This is a genomic window from Agromyces sp. NPDC004153 (assembly GCF_053603635.1).
This window is the reverse complement of the sequence record NZ_JBSGFY010000001.1, coordinates 2,392,970-2,408,753: the sequence shown is the minus strand read 5'-3', so window position 1 is coordinate 2,408,753 and position 15,784 is coordinate 2,392,970. Positions and strand designations below refer to the sequence as shown.

Annotated in this window: 13 protein-coding genes; 7 read left to right on the top strand and 6 right to left on the bottom strand. The window is 72.1% G+C overall.

The features are described 5' to 3' along the window. Nucleotides 1–175 precede the first annotated feature (175 nt). Nucleotides 176–3,307, top strand: a complete 3,132-nt coding sequence (locus tag ACWEOH_RS11310) for a M14 family zinc carboxypeptidase (RefSeq protein ID WP_452030972.1) — start codon at nt 176–178, stop codon at nt 3,305–3,307. Nucleotides 3,308–3,370: 63 nt separating this feature from the next. Here the strand turns inward: ACWEOH_RS11310 and ACWEOH_RS11305 are convergent, their stop codons facing one another. Beyond that, nucleotides 3,371–4,072 carry a hemerythrin domain-containing protein gene (locus ACWEOH_RS11305; protein WP_452030970.1) on the bottom strand — a complete coding sequence of 234 codons (702 nt, stop codon included), beginning with the start codon at nt 4,070–4,072 and terminating at the stop codon, nt 3,371–3,373. A 115-nt stretch (nt 4,073–4,187) separates the two neighbouring features. Here ACWEOH_RS11305 and ACWEOH_RS11300 point away from each other — a divergent pair, with 115 nt between their 5' ends. The 3 genes from ACWEOH_RS11300 (at nt 4,188) to ACWEOH_RS11290 (ending at nt 6,937) form a co-directional block, all read left to right on the top strand. Continuing rightward, nucleotides 4,188–5,009 carry an MOSC domain-containing protein gene (locus ACWEOH_RS11300; RefSeq protein ID WP_452030968.1) on the top strand — a complete coding sequence of 274 codons (822 nt, stop codon included), beginning with the start codon at nt 4,188–4,190 and terminating at the stop codon, nt 5,007–5,009. Between the two features lie 63 nt (nt 5,010–5,072). Continuing rightward, nucleotides 5,073–6,494: a maltokinase N-terminal cap-like domain-containing protein gene (locus tag ACWEOH_RS11295; RefSeq protein ID WP_452030966.1), complete on the top strand. Its 1,422-nt coding sequence runs from the start codon at nt 5,073–5,075 to the stop codon at nt 6,492–6,494. A gap of 20 nt (nt 6,495–6,514) precedes the next feature. Then, complete coding sequence (locus ACWEOH_RS11290) at nt 6,515–6,937, top strand: nitroreductase family deazaflavin-dependent oxidoreductase (RefSeq protein ID WP_452030964.1); 423 nt, start codon at nt 6,515–6,517, stop codon at nt 6,935–6,937. A 7-nt stretch (nt 6,938–6,944) separates the two neighbouring features. Here ACWEOH_RS11290 and ACWEOH_RS11285 read toward each other — a convergent pair whose 3' ends face one another. After that, nucleotides 6,945–7,412: a methyltransferase family protein gene (locus tag ACWEOH_RS11285; RefSeq protein ID WP_452030962.1), complete on the bottom strand. Its 468-nt coding sequence runs from the start codon at nt 7,410–7,412 to the stop codon at nt 6,945–6,947. A gap of 104 nt (nt 7,413–7,516) precedes the next feature. Between ACWEOH_RS11285 and ACWEOH_RS11280 the strand changes: the two genes are divergently transcribed. Further along, nucleotides 7,517–8,206, top strand: a complete 690-nt coding sequence (locus tag ACWEOH_RS11280) for a DUF1345 domain-containing protein (RefSeq protein WP_452030960.1) — start codon at nt 7,517–7,519, stop codon at nt 8,204–8,206. Here the strand turns inward: ACWEOH_RS11280 and ACWEOH_RS11275 are convergent. After that, complete coding sequence (locus ACWEOH_RS11275; RefSeq protein ID WP_452030958.1) at nt 8,203–8,952, bottom strand: nucleoside/nucleotide kinase family protein; 750 nt, start codon at nt 8,950–8,952, stop codon at nt 8,203–8,205. The genes ACWEOH_RS11280 and ACWEOH_RS11275 overlap by 4 nt on opposite strands. 82 nt (nt 8,953–9,034) lie before the next feature. Next, nucleotides 9,035–9,709, bottom strand: coding sequence for an NADPH-dependent F420 reductase (locus ACWEOH_RS11270; protein WP_452031914.1), 675 nt, complete (start codon nt 9,707–9,709; stop codon nt 9,035–9,037). 120 nt (nt 9,710–9,829) lie between these two features. On the opposite strand from ACWEOH_RS11270, the gene ACWEOH_RS11265 reads away from it, so the two are divergent. Continuing rightward, a complete protein-coding gene (locus tag ACWEOH_RS11265) occupies nt 9,830–10,264 on the top strand; it encodes a hypothetical protein (RefSeq protein WP_452030956.1) in 435 nt (144 codons plus the stop codon). A 58-nt stretch (nt 10,265–10,322) separates the two neighbouring features. On the opposite strand, the gene ACWEOH_RS11260 is transcribed toward ACWEOH_RS11265, so the two are convergent. Continuing rightward, nucleotides 10,323–10,691, bottom strand: a complete 369-nt coding sequence (locus tag ACWEOH_RS11260) for a winged helix-turn-helix transcriptional regulator (RefSeq protein WP_452030954.1) — start codon at nt 10,689–10,691, stop codon at nt 10,323–10,325. A 122-nt stretch (nt 10,692–10,813) separates the two neighbouring features. On the opposite strand from ACWEOH_RS11260, the gene ACWEOH_RS11255 reads away from it, so the two are divergent. Next, a complete protein-coding gene (locus tag ACWEOH_RS11255) occupies nt 10,814–11,692 on the top strand; it encodes an NAD(P)H-binding protein (protein ID WP_452030953.1) in 879 nt (292 codons plus the stop codon). Between the two features lie 182 nt (nt 11,693–11,874). Here the strand turns inward: ACWEOH_RS11255 and ACWEOH_RS11250 are convergent, their stop codons facing one another. Beyond that, on the bottom strand, nt 11,875–15,768 hold the full coding sequence (locus ACWEOH_RS11250) for a S8 family peptidase (RefSeq protein WP_452030951.1): 3,894 nt from the start codon (nt 15,766–15,768) through the stop codon (nt 11,875–11,877). Between the last annotated feature and the right edge of the window lie 16 nt (nt 15,769–15,784).

The window sequence follows — 15,784 nt, the reverse complement described above, 5'->3', positions numbered from 1 at the left end:
CCGTCGTCTGCGTAAGTGAGCAAACCTCGGAAACCTCTTGACGCCGCGGGCGCGGCTCGGCAGGCTGGCTCCTAGGGTCCGCAGTGAGCACCAGAGGCGTGACGGACATTGGGGAACCCGAGACGATGACGTCACACACCCGCGCTCTGGCCGAGACGGACCGAAGGAGTCCCTCATGGCCGGATCTCGCTCCACTGCTTCCAAGCGCCTCGTGGTCGGCGTCGCCGCGCTCGCCGTGGCCTTCTCCATGCTGGGTCCCGTCGGCGCGAGCGCCGTCGCCGACGACGAGGGCGCACTCGACGTGTACACCGCGGACGTGACCGCCGCCGAGGCGGCCGACCTCGCCGCCGCCGGCATCGAGATCGCCGACAGCAGGTACACCGACACCGGGGTCAGCGTCGACGTCGTGCTCACCGCGGAGGAGGCGAAGGGCCTCCAGGAGCGTGGCCTCGACGTCGCGGTCAAGAAGAACAAGGACGGCAAGTCCGCCCGGCAGATGGCGGCCGAGCAGGCCGCGTCGGGCTTCGAGGTCTTCCGGTCGTGGGACGAGCCAGGCGGCATCCGCGACGAGCTGTACCAGCTCGCCGCCGACAACCCGCAGCTGGTGAAGCTCGTGGTGCTCGGCGAGACCTACCAGGGTCGCGAGCTCATCGCGCTGAAGCTCACCCAGGGTGCGCAGGGCATCGCGGACGGGTCCCGCCCGGCGGTGCTGCACAGCTCGACGCAGCATGCTCGCGAGTGGATCTCGACCGAGGTGAACCGGCGTCTCATGACCTGGTATGTCGACCAGTGGCGCGCGAACAACACCGAGGTCAGGGACCTCCTGCAGAACAACGAGCTCTGGTTCCTCGTCGTGGCCAACCCCGACGGCTACCAGTACACGTTCGACACGGAGCGGCTGTGGCGCAAGAACCTTCGCGACAACGACGGCGACGGCCAGATCACCCGGGCCGACGGCGTCGACCCCAACCGCAACTACCCCGAGCACTTCGGCTACGACGAGGAGGGCTCGTCGGCGGTGATCTCGAGCGACACCTATCGCGGACCGTCGGCCGGATCCGAGCCCGAGACGCAGGCCATGATGTCGCTGTTCGACCGGGCCGACTTCTCGTTCCAGATCAACTGGCACTCGTTCGGGCAGTGGCTGCTCTACGCCGAGGGCTGGCAGACCGGCACGCCGACCGCGGATGACCCGATCTACTTCGCGTTGTCGGGCAACCGGGACGATCCGGCCATCCCCGACTTCGAGCCGGGCCTGTCGTCCGACGTGCTGTACGTGACGAACGGCGAGACCACCGACTTCGCGCACGCCCAGCGGGGAACGCTCGCCTGGACCCCCGAGCTCGGCGAGGGCATTCCCGGCTCGATGTTCGTGTTCCCCGACGACGAGGAACTCGTGCAGGCCGAGTTCGAACGCGTGCTGCCGTTTGCGCTCGACGTGGCGAAGTCCGCGGCCGACCCCGAGAACCCGGTCTCGCACCTGGGCCTCGAGACGAAGCCGTTCTACCTGAAGAGCGACGACACGTACAAGTACGGGCTGCCGTTGGCGAACTTCACGTTCTCCACCTCCTACGGCGACCCGCAGGAGGTGCGCGTCATCGCGAAGCGCAGCCTGGGCGACGTGACCCTGAAGTACTCCATCGACGGCGCTCCGGCGGTCAGCGCGGCCACCGAGGAGTGGACGGGCGGTGACCGCTACGGCGGCAAGACCGGCGTCTACTACCGCGTCATGAGCGGACTCGTCACCGGCACCGAACCCGGCGACACCGTCGAGGTCTGGTTCGAGGGCGGCGGCGCGACCAGTGAGTCGTTCACCTACCAGGCCGTGGAGGAGTCGACCGATGACGTGCTCATCGTCGCGGCGGAGGACTACACGGGCGCCTCGCCGGTGCAGCGTCGTGGGCCGAACTACCTCGAGTTCTACGAGGACGCGCTCGACGCGAACGGCACCGGGTTCGACGTGTACGACGTCGACGCGCGCGGCCGCATCGCCTCGGACGCGCTCGGCGTGCTGTCGCACTACGACGCCGTGATCTGGTACACGGGCGAGGACATCATCACCCGAGAACCCGGCTGGGCGGGCGGCAACGCCTCACGGCTGGCGCTGGACCAGATCCTCGAGGTGCGCGACTTCCTCAACGAGGGCGGCGAGGTGCTGTACACCGGGAAGTACGCCGGCACGCAGTACAACCCCGGCTTCGTCAACCTCCAGTTCTACGACCCGACCGAGGCGAACGCGCAGTGCCATGCCGATCCTGCGGTCGAGGCGCGATGCCGGCTGCTCGGCGGGTCGGGCGACCTGACGAACGACACCCTGCAGTACTGGCTCGGTGCGTTCCTCGTCGTCAACGATGCCGGGACGGTCTTCAACGCCAATGGAAAGGTCCAGGGCCTCCTCGACGTGCTCGGCGTCGACACGCCGTTCACCGGTCTCGATTGGGGGTTCAACGGCGGCCAGAGCGCCAAGAACCAGGACCACAGCAACTCGTTCATCACGACGAGCGGCATCCTCGACCCGGCGCAGTACCCGCAGTTCGAGAGCTGGGTCGCGGGCAGGTGGGACCGTGCGGGCGGCCCGTTCGAGCCGCACACCGGCGACGCCTACGTCTACTCGCAGATCGCCGACGTGTCGTACAAGCGCCTGACACGGACGATCGACGTGCCTGCGGGCGGCGCCGACCTGACGTTCTGGACCTCGTACGACACCGAGGGCGAGTGGGACCACGTGGCCGTCGAGGCCCGCACTGCCGGAGCGGACGACTGGACGACGCTTCCCGACGTCAACGGGAACACGACCCAGAGCACCGGGCAGAGCTGCCCGGCCGGATGGCGCGAACTGCACCCGCACCTGGACCACTACCAGACGTTCGTGGACGAGACGTCGTGCGACCCGACCGGCACCACCGGCGCGTGGAACGCGGCATCCGGGAACTCGGGCGGCTGGCAGCAGTGGAGCGTCGACCTGTCGGCGTACGCCGGCGGACAGGTCGAGGTGTCGATCGCGTACATCAGCGACTGGGCCTCCCAGGGGCTGGGCGTGTTCGTCGACGACATCGCGGTGTCGACCGGCCAGGGCACGACGTCGTTCGAGGGCGGCGACACCGGCGGCTGGGAGGTCACCGGACCGCCCGAAGGCAGCGCTCCGAACGCGAACGACTTCATCTTCACGACGGCCGCCGGGTTCCCCGAGGCCGCGGTGGTGGCGACGCCGCGTTCGCTGACGACCGGCTTCGGGTTCGAGGGCATCACGGGCGCCGACGCGCGGGCCGAGTGGATGGGCCGCGCACTGGACCACCTGCTCGACTGACGGAAGGGGGCAGCAGGATGCCGCGTCGGGATCGCTCCCGGCGCGGCATCCGCGTGCGCGGCGCTACGCCTTCACGAGCGCCTGACGGTGCGCCTCGTACTTCGGCCGGCCGAACCACCGCCAGATGAGCCGCACGGGCGGCGGCAGGTGCTTGCGCTGCCATTCTGCGCCACCGTCGGGCTGCGCGGCGAGGATCGCGCCGAGCTGCAGGAACGCCTTGCCCTTCGGCGTCGACTTGCGGCCGTGCTCCGACAGCGCATCGACCTCGGGCTGCGTGATCACCGTCTCCATGACGGGCACGATGTTCGACTCCTCGTCGGGCAGGTGCGCCGCGAGCGCCGCGTTGATGCCGTCGAGCGCCGCGAGCACGTCCTCGGCATCCGCCGATCGCCCGCTCGTCCGCCAGGCCGGCAGCGCCTCGTCCATCGCCGTGAGGTGCACGAGCAGCGCCGCGTGCTGCTGCTTCATGCGCTCGACGTGCGCGGCGCACGACGGCGCGCGCTGCTCGAGCGGAGCCCAGAGCATGGTGTCCTCGCCCTCGTGGTGCGCGTGCAGGCCGACCGAGAGCATGTCGAGGTGATCGCCGACGAGGTCGGCCTGCGCCGCATCGCCCTCGGGCACGGCTTCCACGAGCATCCGCCCCTCGCCGAACCCCGCGCGGAACATGCGGTGGATGTCCGCCATGCCGCTCGCGTCGCACGTCTTCACGGGCGGGCCGGATGCTGCGTGCTGATCTCCGCTCGAGGGCAGCGCGGTCGCTGGCATGTCGGCTCCGTTCGTCGTCGAAGGGATGCGGTCGAACGCGACGATACGAGCACGCGGATGCCGCGACAAGCCCCCGATTCTCGGCACACGCGCGTGCGCCCGGTAGCGTGATCGGATGCAGGTCACGCGCGTCCGCGTCCACCCCGTGAAGTCGTTCGCGGGCAACGACGTGCGCTCGGCCGTGGTGGAGCCGTGGGGGCTCGCGGCCGACCGTCGTTGGGGCGTGGTCGACGCGGCATCCGGCGCCGTGGTCACCGCGCGCGAGCGCAACGGGCTGCTCGCGCTGCGCGCCGAGCCGCTGGCGGGCGGCGGGGTGCTGCTCGACGACGGCAGGAGCGATCCTTTGCAGGTCGACCCGCCCGTCGACGCTGCGCCGATCCCGGTGGGCTTCACGCGCCAGGGCACCGCGCGACCCGCGGGCGACGAGGCCGACGAGTGGCTCGCCGCCCGGATCGGCGCCGGCGTGCGCCTCGTGTGGCAGCCCGACCCGACGGTGCGCACCGTGAACCCGTCGCACGGCGGCCTGCCCGGCGAACGCGTGACGCTCGCCGACGTGGCGCCGCTGCTGCTCACGAGCGAGGCGTCGCTCGCGCAGCTGGACGCGTGGACCGGCGAGGAGGTCCCGCCGCTCGACATGCTGCGGTTCCGCCCGAACGTCGTCATCGACGGCGAGGTGCCGTTCGCCGAGGACGCCTGGCCGTTCGTCGACCTCGGCGACGTGCGTTTCCGCGTGACGGCGGTCTGCGACCGGTGCGTCATGACCACGATCGACCCGACCACGCTCGTGCGCGGCCCCGAGCCGATCCGCACGCTCGCGAAGCACCGCAAGTGGGACGGCACGACCTGGTTCGGCATCCTGCTCGTGCCCCGGCTCGACGACGGCGGCCCCGCGCTCATCCGGGTCGGCGACCCGGTGCGCCCCGTTCCGGGGGTCTGAACGGCGTCGGGACCCGCGGCGTCGCTCCTCGACATCGGCCGGGGCGCGTCGTACGGTTCAGGCATGGACAGCGCCGTGGCCGCGATCGCCGAGTGGATGCCGCTGCAGCGTTGGTTCGGCGGCAAGGGCCACACGCCGTCGCTGCGGCTCATCGGCGCGTTCGAACTGCCCACGGTCGAGGAGGAGGCGCGGGTGCGCACGCTCCTCGTGATGGACGACGCGTCGGAGCCGCCCGTGCTGTACCAGGTGCCGGTCGTCGAGCGGGTCGACCGCCTGGCGTCTCCCGCGGCATCCGATCACGTCATCGGGCGACTGCCCGACGACGGCTTCCTCTACGACGGACCGCACGACCGCGCCTACACCGACGCGCTGCTCGCCACCATCGTGGGCGATCGCGAGGCGACCTCCGACGGCGCCGTCGCGATCGGGCACTACTCGGGCGACGCGACGCGCCCGCCGACGACCGCTCCGGCATCGGTGCTCGGTGGGGAGCAGTCGAACACGTCGATCATCTTCCGCCCGGCCGACACGGCACCGATCATCTGCAAGGTCTTCCGGCAGCTGCACCACGGCGAGAACCCCGACGTCACGCTGCAGACCGCGCTCGCGGCGTCGGGCTCCCCGCACGTGCCCGCGAGCGTCGGCGACGTCGTGGGCGAGTGGGACGACGTCGGGCGTCCAGACGGACGCGCGCGCGGGCACCTCGCCTTCGCGCAGGAGTTCCTGCCCGGCGTCGAGGACGCGTGGCGCGTCGCGCTCTCGTCGGCCGCGTCGGGCAGGCCGTTCACCGACGAGGCCCGCGCGCTCGGCGGCGCCGTCGCCGAGGTGCACCTGTCGCTCGGCCGGCTGTTCCCCCGCGAGCCGTCGACGCCCGAGCACATCCACGCGATCACGTCGGCCTGGACGCGACGGCTCGCCATCGCGGTGGCGGAGGTGCCCGAGCTCGAACCCCACCGCGCGGCGATCGAGGCGTTCTACGCGCGGGCGAAGGACGGCGCGTGGCCCGAGCTGCAGCGCATCCACGGCGACCTGCACCTCGGGCAGGTGCTCCTCGTGCCCGACCGCGGCTGGGTGCTCCTCGACTTCGAGGGCGAGCCCATGCGCCCCATGCACGACCGGCAGCGTCCCGACGTGCCTGCGCGTGACGTCGCCGGCATGCTGCGCTCGTTCGACTACGTGGCCGGGTCGACGGGGCTCGCGCTGCCCGAGCGCGCCGGGTCGGCCGTCGCGTGGGCGGATGCCGCGCGGCGGGCGTTCCTCGAGGGCTACGTCGCGGCATCCGGCCTCGACCTCAGCGGCTACCGCGACCTGCTCGCCGCGTTCGAGCTCGACAAGGCTGTGTACGAGGCGATCTACGAGACCCGGAACCGCCCGACGTGGGCGGCCATCCCGCTGCACGCGATCATGAGCCTGCTCGAGTCGGGGCCGACCCGGGCGGGCGACGCGGCGTCCGAGCCCGACGCGCCCACTCCGTCGCTGGCCTGACCCACCGGGACGGCGACGCGATGGGACGCTTCAAGCAGGCCTGGCTGACCACCATCAAGTACACGTTCAATCCCCTCACCCTGCGGATGGCGCGGCGTGGGATCGGCCCGTTCTCTCTCATTCGGCATGTCGGGCGCAGGAGCGGTGCGACATTCGAGACGCCGCTCATCCTCGCGCGCGTGCCCGACGGGTTCGTCGCCGAGCTCACCTACGGCGCGGGCGTGAACTGGTACCGGAACGTGGTGGCGGCCAGCCACGCCGTGGTGGTCTGGCACGGCCGCGAGTACTCCATCGACCGCATCGGGCCGTGCCCGACCGAGGACGGACTGCGCGCGTTCGGCCCACCGGCGTCGTGGCTGCTCCGGATGCTGCGGCGGCACGAGTTCCGCATGCTCCGCGAGTCGACCGCGCCCCCTGCGGCGCCTTCGTCAGGGCCGGCCTGAGCGCCCGTCAGCGGATGCCGCGGCCGAACAGCAGCAGCGGCGTTCGCTCGGCATACCCGCGGTAGTCGTCGCCGAACGCGTCGAGGAGCCGGTGCTGCTCCACGTGCGCCTTGATCACGAGCACGACGCAGAGCAGCAGCCACACGACGACGAGCTCGAGGCGCGCCCGCCAGAGCACCCATCCGGCGGCCGCGATCATGAGCCCGAGGTAGATCGGGTTGCGGGTGAGGCGGTAGATCCCGTCGGTGCGCAGCGGCGCGTCGGGCTTCGGCGCGACCCACACCACGAGGTCGCGCCCGAGCACCGCGAAGCCCGCGATGGCCACGCCCAGGCCCGCCGCCACGAGCAGCGCCGCGAGCACGGTGATCCAGGTGGCGCTCCAGAGCGGGTCGCCGGGCAGCAGGAGCAGGAGGAAGAGCGCGAACTGCGCCCACACCAGCCAGTTCCCGCGGTCCCATCGCACCCTCGCGTCCACGACCCCATCCTCCTCCGTGACCGGGCCGCCGGAGCAGGAACCTTGACGCGGCGCGGGACTCGGGGCCATCGTGGTGTCCACCGCGACGGCGAAGGGGGGCGCGCATGGCGGAGGCGACGAGCGCGACCGTCACGACGCACAACCACCGCGTCGCGCGGGCGGTGAACATCACGACGCTCACGGTCATCGTCGTGCTCGGCATCACCTTCCTCGTCGGCGAGGAGCCGGTCTTCGAGATCATCGTGCTCGCGGTGTGGTGCCTGCTGTCGACGGCCTACATGGCCGCGTGGATGATCGTGCTCGGGCGGATCTCGAGACGGGAGTGGCGCGGGACGCCGACGCTCATCGCGACCCGGCGGCCGGGTCGCGTCGCGAGCCTGGTCACGACCATCCTGTCGAGCCTCATCGGCGTCACGGCCGCCGGCCAGCTGCTGGTCCTCCGCCAGGATCCCGACCTCGGCGAGGCGATGAACTTCGTCGGCGTGTGGGCGATGCTGATCGCCTGGGGCTTCCTGCACTGGGGCTTCGCGCAGATCTACTACCGGCTCGACAACCGCGTGCCCGACGACCCGCGCGGCCGGCCGCTCATGTTCCCCGACCGCGACGATCCGGGCCTGATCGACTTCGTCTACGCCGCGTTCATGATCGGCACCAGCTTCACGCCGAACGACATCAACACGACCTCCCGCATCCGTTGGACCGTGACGTGGCACTCCGTGCTCAGCTACTTCTTCAACGGGTTCATCATCGTGCTCGCGCTGAACACGATCATGGAGATCACGGCGACGGGCTAGGCCGAGCCCTGCTCACGGCGCTCACCAGCGTCGCTCGCCCCGCCGTCCTCGCCCACCTCGCCGAGGATCTCGCCGGTGACGCCCGACACGACGAGGTCGGCGTGCACGCGCGTCGGGTCGATCCGCCGGGCGTTCGCGCCGTCGACCTCGACCGCCCACGCGCGAGCGGCGTCGGGCGTGCGGCCGAACTCGGTGTGCCGGTGCACGAGTCGCGGCATCCGCTCGTCGTCGTCGGCGGCGCAGAACCACGACTCGTCGACGAGGTCGCGGATGCGCCGCCACGGCTCCTCGTCGCTCAGCAGGTAGTTGCCCTCGGCCACGACCACGCGGGTGCTCGGCTCGATCGCGATCTCGCCCGCGACCGGTTCGTCGACGTGACGCTCGAACGCCGGCGCGTACACGGGGTGGTCGACCTCGCGGCGCACGCGCTCGAGCAGGCCGACGAACCCCCAGCCGTCGAACGTCTCGATCGCGCCCTTGCGGTCGCGCAGGCCGAGCCGGTCGAGGGTCGCGTTCGCGAGGTGGAAGCCGTCCATCGGCAGGTGCGCAGCGGATGCCGCGTGCCGCTCGTTGAGCGCCGCCACCACCGAGCGGGCGAGCGTCGTCTTGCCCGCGCCGGGCGACCCGGTCACCCCGATGAGCACGCGCCCGCCCGATGCCTCGGCGAGCGCCAGCACGCGGGAGGCGAGCACGTCGATCGCGGCGGCCGGGAACGCGGAGGGCGGGTGCGGCGAGCTGGCGGACACCCCTCCAGCCTGCCACCCCCGGTGGTCGAGTAGCGTCAGGCGAAGCCGGACGCGTATCGAGACCCCCGTGCCGGCAGGTCGGCTACGCCGCCAGCCGCTCCGCGCGCGCGAGGTTCGCCACGAGCTCGTCGCGGTCCTGCGGCACCACGTAGGCGGGCTGGTCGCGCTCGACGCGCCAGCTCTCGGCGAGCGGGCCGAGGTTCACCGTGTCGAAGCCGAACGCGTCGTAGAGGTCGGTCACGAACTGCGCGGCATCCGCGTGGTCGCTGGCCGTCGCGAGCGCACGGCGACCGGGCGTGCCCGCGGGCAGGCCGGCGGTCGTGATGTCGCTCGCCATGATGTGGTTGAAGCCCTTGGCGACGTGGCTGGTCGGCAGGTGCTCCTGCAGCAGGCCGCTGACGGTCGCGTGGCCCTGGTCGAGCGCGGGCACGTGGCCGTCGCGCTCCCAGTAGTAGTTGTTCGTGTCGATCACGATCTTGCCGGCGAGCGGCTCGACCGGGATCGCGTCGTACGCCTTGAACGGCACGGTCACGACGGCGACATCCGCCGCCTCGGCCGCCTCGGTCGCCGTCGCCGCACGCGCCTTCGGGCCGAGGTCGGCCACGAGGTCGGCGAGCGTCTCGGGCCCGCGCGAGTTCGCGATCACCACGTCGTAGCCGTTCGCGATGGCCGCGCGCGCGACCTGGCTGCCGATGTTGCCTGCTCCGATGATTCCGATCGTCGTCATGCTGAGGCGAACCGCCGTCGGGTGCGGAATGTTCCCGGCCGCCGACGATCACGGCGTCGGTCAGGAATCGAGAAGCACGCGCCGGCGGGGCCGCGTAACGTGACGAGCACGAGCCCAACGAAGCGGCTCACCGACCTGGAGGAGATGATCATGGCCGAGAAGACCGAGGGCCTCTCAGAGTTCGAGCGCGAGGCCGTCAAGGACCGCGCGAAGGAGCTGCGGGCCGAGGCCAAGGCCGGCAAGAACCGTGCCGCAGGCGAGAAGGCGATCCGCGAGGCGATCGAGGCGATGTCGGGTGAGGACCGCGCCATCGCCGAGGGCTTCTACAAGGTCGTCTCGGAGGTCGCTCCGCAGCTCATGCCGAAGACCTACTACGGCATGCCGGCGTTCGCCAACGGCGAGGGCAAGGTCGTGACGTTCATGCAGCCTGCCGACAAGTTCAAGGCGCGCTACGCGACCATCGGGTTCGAGGACCGCGCGAACCTCGACGACGGCGACTTCTGGCCCATCGGTTTCGCCGTGCGCACGTGGACACCCGCGATCGAGCAGCGCTACTCCGAGCTGGTCGCGTCGGCGGTCAGCTGACAGGCCGAGACGACGGGCCTGGGCGACGCCGCCCGGGCCCGTCGGCTGCGTCGGCCGCTCAGGCAGGCCGGGCCACGATGGCGTCGGCGTGCTGCGCCACCCACTCGACGAGCGGGAGCATGCGATCCATCAGCTCCCGGCCGAGCGGCGAGAGCGCGTACTCGACGCGCGGCGGCACCTCGGGGTAGGACTCGCGTACGACCAGGCCGTCGGCCTCGAGCGTGCGCAGCGTCGAGGCGAGCATCTTCTCGCTGATGCCCTGCACCTCGCGGCGCAGTTCGCCCCAGCGGTGCGTGCCGTCGGTGAGTGCGAGCAGCACGAGCACGCCCCACTTGCTCATGATGTGGTCGAGCACGACGCGCGTCGGACAGCCTTCCATGAAGACCTCGCCGGACGTCTCCCGGATTTCCGCAAGACTTACCACCATGTGGGTACCTTACTTCAAAGTGGGTACCTCCGAAAGGGAAGGTACAGCCGCGGCATCCGGTTGCCATCGGTGAAGCGCGCCCCTCGAGGGCGATGCGCCACCGACCGGAAGGAACCGCTCCCATGACCATCCTCGTCACCGCCACGTCGGGCCACCTCGGCCGCCTCGTCGTCGAGGCGCTGCTCGCCCGCGGCGCCGCGCCCGTCGACGTCGTCGCGACCGCGCGCGACGCGTCGAAGTTGCAGGACCTCGCGGCCCGCGGCATCCGCACGGCCGAGCTCGACTACGACCGCCCCGACACGATCGCCGCCGCGCTCGAGGGTGTCGACGCGGTGCTGCTCGTCTCGGGCTCGGTGCCCGGCGCCCGCGTGCAGGGCCATCGCAACGTGATCGACGCCGCGAAGGCCGCCGACGTCGCGAAGCTCGTCTACACGAGCGCGCCGAAGGCCACGACCGCCGAGGACTTCCCGCTCGCGGCCGACCACAAGGCCACCGAGGAGGCGATCGCCGCCTCGGGCGTGCCCGCCGTGATCCTGCGCAACGACTGGTACACCGAGAACTACACGGCGGATGTCGCGCGCGCTGCCGACACCGGCGTGATCGCGTCGTCCGCGGCCGACGGTCGCGTGGCCAGCGCTCCCCGCGCCGACTACGCCGACGCCGCCGCGGTCGTGCTCCTCGAGGACGGGCACCTCGGCGAGGTGTACGAGCTCGCCGGCGACACCCCCTGGACCTACGACGAGCTCGCCGCCGCGGCATCCGAGGTGCTCGGCCGCGAGGTGGCCTACCAGCGGCTCACGACCGAGGAGCACGTCGCCGCACTCGAGTCCGTCGGGCTCGACGCCGGCACCGCGGCATTCGTGGCCGGCATCGACGACGCGATCCGTCGCGGCATCCTCGGCGACAGCGACGGAACGCTGTCGCGGCTGATCGGGCGGCCGACGACGCCGCTCGTGGACGCGCTGCGGGACGCGGTGGGCGGGGAAGCGGCCGCGGCGTAGCCTGCACGCCGCGCGACCCGAGTTCGCAGGACGACCGGACCAATCGATGGCTCGGTGGGCCGCATCGTGGCGCTCATCCTGCGAACTCGGCGCAACGCCGAGGCCCGGACGTCACGGGGACGCCCGGGCCTCGGGTCTCGATACGCGTCGGCTTCGCCGGCGCTACTCGACCAGCGGAGGGGTCAGTTCCCGCCGCGCTTCACGGACGCGACCTCGACGGCGCGCTCGATCTCCTGGCTGAACGTGTTGCCCGCCGCATCCTCCGCCGTCACCCGGAAGTCGATCCAACCGCCCGCGTCGGCGACGGGGAGGTCCGCCTGGTACGCGGTCACGAAGGCGCGACCCTCGGGGAAGATCCAGCTCGGGGGCTCGCCCGGGCCGGAGTCGCCCGACACGACCTCGAGCGGAACAGCCACCCAGTCGCCGCCGGCGACCCGCATCTCGAGCGTGGTCCCGGTCACCGCCGCGCTGTCAGCGGCGCCGGCGATGTGCCCGATCTCGAGGCCGAGCTGCACCGGAGCGCCCTTCCTGCGCCCGGCACCGACCGTGCCCGCGGCATCCGGCTCGATGTCGTAGACCGCCTGCAGCATCGGTTCGAGCCGGAGCGAGTAGTCGTCGACCGAACCCGACGTGGTGAAGTTCCACTCCGAGACCGTCTTCGTCGACGACGCGAGTGACGTGCCGTCGTGCACCGCGGTGTTCACCACGCGCACCTCCGCGTCGCCGTCGGGCAGGCCGAACACGTTGACCCCCTGGAACGGCGACGACTTCACGTACTCGCCGTTCAGGTAGAGGTCGGTCGTCTGCGAGAAGCCCGGGTACCCGGCGAAGACGTCGAACGTGCCCGTGTGCTCAGGCTCCCCGCCGTCGGCCCACGAGGGCAGGTTCACCTGGAGGAAGTCGCCCGTGCGGTGCGGCGCCCAGTAGCCGGGGCCGACGAACGGGCGCACGATCGGGCCGAAGTAGCTCGTCTCGACGTGCTCGCCCGGCTCGTAGGTGCGCAGCACGTCGCGCACCTGCCAGCCGACCTCGACGACCGTGGCGTCCTGGTACCAGCCGACGTCGGTGTTCACCCACTCGGTGCGCTCGATGCCGCGGCCCATGCCCATGGGCAGGCCGAACCCGTACTTCGCGTTGGGCGCGAAGTCCCAGCGGAACTCGCCGACCAGGTCGCCCTCGTCGCCGTGGTAGGTCGTGTCGATGCGGGCGAGGTCGGTCGGGCGGTAGTCGAGGTCCTCGGGGATCGAGCCCTCGTCGTAGCGGGCGAGGTCCCAGATCTCGTCGGCGTTGGCGACGCCCTCGCCCGAGATCGTGAGCCGGCCCTTCGATGCCAGCACGTCGAGCACCTGCCTGCCCTGCACGCCGCTCATCGCGGCGACCGGGATCCCGACCTCGGTCCCGTCGTCGGCACCGACCCACTCGCTGAGCTCGCCGTCGGCGTCGTTCGCGACGAGGAGCATCGCGGCCCCCGCGGCGAGCGCGTTGGCGGCCCGCTCCCGCGGCGACACGGCGTCGGAGCGGGTCGCGATCGCGACCGCACCCCGCACGTCGACCGCGGCGAACTCGTCGACGCTGCCCGTGCCGACGTCGACCGCGCCGGTCTTGAGCGAGCCGTCGAGGCGGATGGATCCGGCCTGCGGGATGAGGTCGAGGCGCTCCTTGCCCGCCTCGAGCGCGAGCGGCGCCTCCTGCAGGCGCCAGCGCGCGGTGAAATCGAAGTGCTCGACGTTCGGGGCGTCCATCGGCTGCGCCCAGAGCTCGTCGGTCCAGACCGGCGCGAACACGCCGTTCCCGTAGCCGTCGGCGCTCACGTCCATGCGACGCACGGTGGCCGCGAGGCCGTCCTCGCCGACGTCGACGGTCACGGGCTTCGCGGCCCGCGCGTCGAGGGCGACGGATGCCGCGCCGTCGAGCACGAGGTCGGGGTCGCCGACGAGCACCTGGGCCACCGTGTCGGCCTCGCGGTCGAGCTCCAGCACCGACATCACCGAGTAGCGGCCGGCGAGGAGCCGCAGCGTGGTCTCCCCGGCGACGCCGACGAGGCCGTACTGCTGCGCATCGTGGTCGTAGAGCACGGCGTAGGCCTCCACGGGCTCCCCGTCGAACCCCGTGGCGGTGATCGTGAGGTCGTAGCGCTCGGGCTCGGCGATGATGCCGAGCGCGGTGCGGGCGACGGCCTCGCCGTCGATCGACGCCACGAGCGCACCCGACAGCTGGGCGCCCGCGGGCACCTTCGCGGGGTCGGCGGTGAGCATCACCGTCCGGGTTTCGCCGGCCGGGATCGTGACCGTCTCGATGTCGAGCACCAGCACGTCGGATGCCGCGTCGGCCGACATCGGATCGACGTCGCCGCCGCCCGGGGTCGTGTCGGCGAGCGCCGCGGCCAGGTCGAGCACGACCTCTGCGTCGCCGCGATTCGCGTACTCGATGGTGCGCACGACCGGGGCGGGCTCCTCGCCCCACACGAGCATGCCGAAGTCGCCCGAACCGGAGGCCACGACGGGCGCGTCCACGGCCTCGCCGACGTCGAGCACGCCCGCACCGGCCTGGTACGACGTGAGGCCGACGTCGGTGGCGGTGCTGAGCAGGGCGGCGCGCAACTGGTCGGCCGTGTACTCCGGATGCTGCTGCTTCACGATCGCCGCGCCGCCGGCGACGTGCGGCGTCGCCATCGACGTGCCGCTCATCGTGAGGTACGACCCGTCACCACCGGCGTAGTCGGCGGATCGCGCCGCCGTCACCTCGTTGCCGGGCCCTGCGATCTCGGGCTTCATCGCACCCGACCGCACGAGCGGTCCCTGGCTCGAGAACCACGAGAGGGCGCCGCTCGGGTCGTCGACCGAGCCGACCGTGAGGGCGTGCTCGGCAGAGCCCGGCGATCCGATCGTCTCGGGGGCGCCGTTGTTGCCGGCCGCGACGACGAAGAGCGCGCCGGTCTGCTCGGCGATGCCATCGAGCGCGTCGGCCATGAGGTCGTCGCCGTCGGACGCCTGCATCGACCCGAGGCTCATCGACACGATCGGGGCGCGCTCGGCGGCCCACTCCATGGCGTCGATGATCCACGAGTCCTGGCCGTAGCCGCTCTGGTCGAGCACCTTGCCGACGAGCAGGCTCGCCCCGTCGGCGACACCGCGGTGGCCACCGCCGCTCGCCGCACCGGTGCCCGCGATCGTCGACGCGACGTGCGTGCCGTGGCCGTTCGGATCCCAAGCGACCTCCTCGCCCGGCACGAAGCTCGTCGAGTCGGGCAGCACGCGGCCCGCGAGGTCGGGATGCGTGTCGTCGTAGCCGGTGTCGAGCACCGCGACCGTCACGCCCGTGCCGGTGTAGCCCTCGGCCCACGCCTCGGGCGCGCCGACCCACGGCACGCTCGAGTCGAGCGTGGCCCGCACCTTGCCGTCGAGGTGGATGGCGGCGATGCCGCCGCCGAGGGAGGCGTCGTCGAAGTCGGCGCCGAAGCTGCGCGGGCCGGCGTCGGCCGCGGCATCCGTGCCCGTGAGCGCGGCCCAGGTCGACGCGGCATCCGCGTGCCCCGCCGTCGCTGCGGCGGCGCCGATGCTCTCGAGGGGCGTGCCCACGGCGAGACCCGGCACCGGCGGCTCGGCGCTGAACGGAGCGGGCCCCTGGTCGAGCTCGACGATGACGGGCGTCGCGTCGACGGAGGCGTCGTCGTACCCGTACTCGATCAGGCGCGTCACGTTGAACAGGTCGGGGTCGACGACGCCCGCGGCGAGGAAGCGCTCGGCCGCGGCCGGGATGATGCTGAGCTCGCCGTGGGCGGTGACCGTCTGGTACCCGGCGCCCGGCACGGCGGTCTCGACCGAGACGGCATGGGTGCCGTCGGCGAGGTCGGTGACCGTCACCCGGTCGCCGGTGATGAGCGTCACGCGGTGCTCGCCGGTCGGCGCGCCCGCGATCACGGGCGCCGGGGGCGGCGCGTCGCCGCTCCCGCGTTCGGGCGCGGCGGCGGCGGGAAGCGCGGCGCCGACACCGGCGATGCCGATCGCGAGGCCGCCGATGGCGGCGGCGATCGCGCGCCGGCGACGGGCGGCACTCGTGGTGCGTCGTCGTGGCATGGAGGAACCCCTTTCG